We start from the raw sequence: 5783 nt of genomic DNA on the forward strand, positions 1-5783 counted from the left end.
GGCGCGCCGCCCTCGTTGGTGAGGCGTATATAGTCGGCGCCCATCCAAAGTGTCAACAACGATTTCAATCTTTTTTGAATTTTTTGCGACGAAAGATTGCGGCGCCGATTTTCGGTAGCCGACTTCCGCGGCGGCATGGGGATAACAAAGCCGAACACCGCCACGGAGCCCTATTGCCGCCGTATTGCGGTTTGACACCAACGCCAACGAAGCTGGCGCAGCACCACCGGCGCGGCGCCTTATAAGAGACTGTAAGAGAGCCACTAAGAGAGAAGTATGACTGGGGATCTCGGCCGAAGCCAGCCGCTTCGTTGACTTCGCCCGCCGTGACAGGCAAATGTCATGGCCACAACAAAAGCGACAAGCCGTCCCGCCCGGGGAAGAAGCAGCCTTTCTGGATGCCAGATACGGAAAATGTCATAGCCGAACTCGGCAACGAGCCGCCGCTGATTGCGGACGGTCGCAGTGGCCCGCCCGCCCGGCGCGAGGTTTCGGCGCGCTGGCTGTCGGGCACTTTTCTTACCGGCGTGACGTCGAGCGTGCTGATGGGTGTGGCGCTGTTCGCAGCCCTCGACGGCCGTCAGCAATTGGCGACGCCGCCCGAAATCGCCGAACTGATCAGCCTTGCGAGAGGCGACGATTCCGGCGAGATCGCCAAGACCACCAGGCTGGTGGCGCCGCGCCAGATCGCCAAGGCCAAGGACCGCCGGCGCATGGAAGTGCCGATGGTGACAAAGGTCGGCGACCGCGATGTCATCCACACCATGCCTTTCGTGCAGATCAAGATGGCGCTTGCCGCCGGGCACACGACCAGCCGCGCCTATCCGCCTTTCAATCCGATGCAGGTGTTTGGCGACGACCGCGACGGCAATGCCGGTCAGCCGGCGACCGCCGCCGCAGGGCAGATCTATGGCGCCAAGGTCGAAAGCGAGTTGAGCCTGAAAACGGTCGATTTCCCAATCGAGACGGCAGCGTTCGACGAAAAGAGTGACTTGTCCGCCGACGAGGTGGAAAAGGTGGTGCGCGAGGCCGGCACGGGTCTGAGCGACGGCGCCGTGCAGGTCGCGTCGCTGCATTATGTCGACCCGCAGCGATTCGGCGATGCATTCGCCGAGAGCATGGCCGGCTCCTACGACGTCAGGATCGTTCCGGAAAACGTCTCGGTGTCGCCGCGTGCTGCCCCCGACGATCAGGCGCCGGCCTTCGCCGAGGAGATCATCCCCTTCACCAGGGACCGCAACATCGTCGAGGCTTTCGCCGATTCGGGCTATACCGGCGAGGACGCCACCGGCATGGCCGAGGCGATCGCCAAATTGCTGAATGCGACAGCGCTCAAGGCGGGAACCGTGCTGCGCGTCGGCCTTGAGATCCATGGCGACGCCGCCAAGGTCGTTCGCACCGGCATCTACGACAGGGCCCAGCATATCGTCACCATCGCGCTCGATGATCACGGCCAATATGTGCCGGCGCAGGAGCCGGAGCCCAATCCCGAATTGCTGACCGCGTTCGATGATTCGCCGCCGGTGGTGGTGCGCGGCAATCTGCCGAACGTCTATGACGGCATCTACCGCGCCGCCTACTCCTACGGCATGTCCAAGGCGATGACCAAGCGGCTGATCAAGCTCCTGGCGTCCGGCGTCGATTTCCAGTCGCGGCTCAATCCGTCGGACCGCATCGAGGTGCTGTTCTCGCAGCCGGATGGCGACGACCGGGCATCCGACGAATCCGAGCTGCTCTATGTCTCGGCGAGCTTCGGCGGCACGACGCGCAATTTCTACCGGTTCCAGATGCAGGACGGCAGCACCGACTATTTCGACGAAGACGGCCGCAGCGCCCAGCAATTCCTGCTGCGCAATCCCCTTCCCGCAGGAAAATTCCGCTCCGGCTTCGGTGCCCGCAGGCATCCGATCCTCGGCTATGTGCGCTTGCATACCGGCGTCGATTGGTCAGCCGCCATCGGCACGCCGATCATCGCCGCCGGCAACGGTGTCGTCGAGAAGGCCGGCTGGGCCGGCGGCTATGGCAAACAGATCATCCTCCGTCACGCCAATGGCTACGAGACCTCCTACAATCACCAGAGCGCATTTGCCAAAGGCATCGCGCCGGGCGTGCGCGTCCGCCAAGGCCAGACCATCGGCTTTCTCGGCCAGACCGGCCTCGCCACCGGTCCGCATCTCCACTACGAGCTGATCGTCAACGGCACCAAGGTCGACCCGATGCGCGTTCGCCTGCCGGTCGGCAAGGTGCTGAAGGGCGACGACCTCGTTGCCTTCAAGCGCGAGCGCGGGCGCATCGATGATCTGCTCAAGCAGGAAGACAATGATTCGCTGAAGGTCGCGAGCGCCAAGATCGAAGGCTGAGCCGAGTTGGGCCTTTGCCGGCTGCTCAGCGCTGTGGGGCCTCGGATCCACGCGGCCAAGGCAGTCGCTCGCCGGAAACAGTTGTCCACGCCACGATCGCCGAGAGCAGGCAAAGCAGCGCGGTCACCAAGGCGACTGCTGCGAACGCTGCGTCGCTGGCGGCCAGCCTTGCTGCATCGAGATCCGGCGCCGGTTCGCCGAAACCCGGAATGTCGGATGCGGCACCGCTGTTCAGCGCTGCTGTATAGACCCAGGCCGCCAGTGACCCCATCGCCGCCACTGCGATCAGGCCGCCAATGCGCGAGACGGCATTGTTGATTCCCGAAGCAGCACCGGTATCCTTGTCCTCGACCGCCGTCATCACCGCCGTCGACAGCGGCGACACCACCAGCGCCATGCCGAGCCCCATCAGCGCCATCAGCGGAAAAACGCCCCACCAGAAACTGTGGATGCCGGCATAGGCCAGCAAGGCAAGCCCGGCAAAGGCGACAGCGACGACGAGACTGCCGCTGGCGATCGGAAAACGTGGACCGATCCGGTCGGACCACTGGCCGACCGGCCCCGACAACAGCGCGATCAAGACCGACAGCGGCAGGAAGATGAAGCCGACCTCGGCGGCGCTCAGCCCCCATCCGGCGATGAGCAGCATCGGCAGATAGAACAGGTTGGCCGACAGTGCGAAATAGAGGAAGAAGGTCGCCACATTGGCGCCGGCGAACGCGCCGACCCGAAACAGCGAGAGATCGATCATCGGTTCGCGCTGCCGGCGCTCGAAGACAATGAACACGATGAGCAGCACCGCGCCGGCGGCTATGCTCGGGCCGGACATTTGCCCCTCGCCCTCTGCGCTCATCGAAGTCAAGCCGTAGGCAAGCGCTCCGAACGCCAAGGTGGCGAGTGCAGCGCCGCCGAGATCGAGGCTGCGCTTTTCGGTCGGTGCGTCGGCCGGGACCTTGGCGAGCAGAAGATAGATCGAGACAAGACCAAGCGGCAGATTGACCGCGAAGATCACCCGCCAGGTGCCGTCGCCGAAGGCCGACAAGACAACGCCGCCCAGCACCGGGCCAAGCGCCGTCGTCAGCGCCGAGGCTGCCGCCCAGATGCCGATCGCCCTGCCGCGCTCCTTCTTCGGATAGGCCTTGGCGATAATGGCGAGGCTGCCTGGCACCATGATGGCAGCACCGATGCCCTGAATGGCGCGAAAGGCAATGAGCATTGGTGGATTCGGCGCCACCGCGCAGGCAAGCGAGGCGGCAATGAACAGCGCGATGCCTGCCACGAAAGCATGCCGCAGGCCAAAACGGTCGCCGGCGGCGCCACCAACAAGGATGAGTGCCGAAAGCGTCAGCGCATAGGCGTTTGAAATCCACTGCGTCTCGGCGAAACTGGCGCCAAGATCGACGCGGATCGCCGGCGTGGCGATGGCCAGGATCGAGCCGTCGATGAAGCCGAGCGCGGAAGCCAGGATCGCCGCGATCAGCACGAACCTGCGTCGCGATTGCGGGCAGAACGTATCGGCCGGCAGCGGCCTGACCAGGGGGACGGCTTCGGCGCCGACTTCGCTTGGAGAACGCATGAAGCCTGCTTAGACCTCCTATGCGCCGGCAACAACCGGCCAGAGGGTTGCTGTCGTTGAAACCAGAACAGGATCACGTCGCCCAAAGAGCCTGCTCCCGGGTGTCCCAGGACTGCGCGATGATTTGGATAGGGCTCAGTCGATGAATTCCACCGTGACGCCCGGCGACACGATTTTTGCCAGTTCGCGCGCGTCCCAATTGGTCAGCCGCACGCAGCCATGACTTTCGGTCTTGCCGATCTTGGAGGGGTCGGGTGTGCCGTGAATGCCGTAGGTCGGCTTGTCCAGCGCAATCCAGACCGAGCCGACAGGGCCGTTCGGGCCCGGCGGGATGGTCAGGATCTTGTTGTTTTCGCCCTGCTTGAAATTGATGTTCGGATTGTAGGTGTAGTTCGGGTCGAGAGCGACCCGCGACACCGCATGCGTGCCGGTGGGTGAAGGCGTGTCCGCCGAGCCGATGGTGGCTGGATAGGCCGCGATCAGCTTTCCCGACGCGTCATAGGCGCGGGCCTGCTTTTTGCCCTTGTCGGCGATGATGCGTGCCACCGGCGTGGCCACCAGCCTGCCGAAATTGGCGACCTTGATGATCGTGCCGGGACGGTTGAAATTGGCTTCCGGATTGAGCGCCTTCAGATAGTTCTCGTCCATGTGGAACCGCTCGGCCAGCGCTTCGGTGACTGAGGTGTAGCTCAGCCGTTCGAGTTGCGCCTTCTGGCCGTAGTCTTCCGGCACCGATGCGACATAGGGGCCGGCAGCATCCTCGGGCGTGATGCTGTAGGAGGCGAAGGCATCGCCGCCGGACTGCTCAAGGGCCGCCTGGATGCCGACCACATCGGTCGACCGCAGATTGCTGCCGGTGATCTCGTTGTAGGCGGCGAGCGCCTTGTCGACATTCGAGCCGAAGCGCCCGTCGACGACGCCGGGCGAAGCGCCGGCGCGGTCGAGCAGCACTTGCAGCGCCGCGACCTCCTGGCGTGCACCGAGTGAAAGCGACGGATCGACGACAATCTTACCGTCGATCTTTGGCGGCAGTGCCGCCTGGTCGCCCGGCGCCATCGGCTCGACCGGTTCGATCGCAGCCTCGTTGAGCGGCTGGCGCATGACGGTGCGCGGCTTTACCGGCTGCCGCGCTTCCGGATAATTGTTGCCATAGTTGCCGCCATCCAGCGGTGCTTCGGGAAAAGCGTCCATCGGATCGCCGTAGGCATCATATTCTTCGACCGGCGGTACGACGATCAGGCCTTCCTCTTCCAATTGTCTGCGGCGCAAGCGCGCCGTGTCTTCCGGATCGTCGAGATAATAGCGGTCGTCCTCGACCGGTCCGAGATTGCGCAAGCCCTCGCGGCGGAGTGCGCGGCGATCGAACCTGGTCTGCGGCGGCTGGATGGCGAGCACCTTGCCGGTTTCCGTATCAACGATGACGCGGTTTCCTCTGGCGTCGTAGTAGACGTCGAAATCGCCGTTCTGCGCGACCAGCACAGCATGGCTATCCGCGGCTCGGGCATCCGCGGCGCGGGCAGGTCGCGGCGCGATGTCTTCCGTCGGCGCGGCCATTACACTCGAAGAAAGCAGCCCGGCGGCGAACGCCGAAAGGGTGAATATCGTGCGGAACATGCTGGCCAAATTCTCCGGTCCGTAATTGCCGCCGCCCGGCGTTGTCTCTTCAGAGAGCGCCGGGGGGGGGGGGGGGGGGGGGGGGGGGGGGGGGGGGGGGGGGGGGAGAAGGGAGAGGGGGGGGGGGGGGGGGGGGGGGGGGGGGGGGGCGGGCGGGGGCGGGGGGGGGGGGGGGGGGGGGGGGGGGGGGGGGGGGGGGGGGGGGCCGGGGCGGGCGGGCGGGGCGGTGGGGG

General features: G+C 65.1%; 4 protein-coding genes. 2 read left to right on the plus strand and 2 right to left on the minus strand.

Annotation, left to right across the window (positions count from 1 at the left end; translation table 11 throughout):
- Positions 1-398 precede the first annotated feature (398 nt).
- The gene (locus AC0L15_RS31035) at positions 399-2360 is read left to right on the plus strand and encodes a M23 family metallopeptidase (protein ID WP_287245810.1); all 1962 of its coding nucleotides are present in this window, start codon (positions 399-401) and stop codon (positions 2358-2360) included.
- A 25-nt stretch (positions 2361-2385) separates the two neighbouring features.
- Here AC0L15_RS31035 and AC0L15_RS31040 read toward each other — a convergent pair whose 3' ends face one another.
- Together AC0L15_RS31040 and AC0L15_RS31045 are read right to left on the minus strand one after the other, a co-directional pair.
- Complete coding sequence (locus AC0L15_RS31040) at positions 2386-3936, minus strand: MFS transporter (RefSeq protein ID WP_287245808.1); 1551 nt, start codon at positions 3934-3936, stop codon at positions 2386-2388.
- A gap of 135 nt (positions 3937-4071) precedes the next feature.
- On the minus strand, positions 4072-5550 hold the full coding sequence (locus AC0L15_RS31045; protein WP_287245806.1) for a L,D-transpeptidase family protein: 1479 nt from the start codon (positions 5548-5550) through the stop codon (positions 4072-4074).
- Positions 5551-5575: 25 nt separating this feature from the next.
- On the opposite strand from AC0L15_RS31045, the gene AC0L15_RS31050 reads away from it, so the two are divergent.
- The coding region (locus AC0L15_RS31050; RefSeq protein ID WP_473498130.1) for a hypothetical protein at positions 5576-5783 on the plus strand (208 nt) is incomplete at its 3' end.

It is taken from the genome of Mesorhizobium sp. WSM4846 (assembly GCF_055811415.1).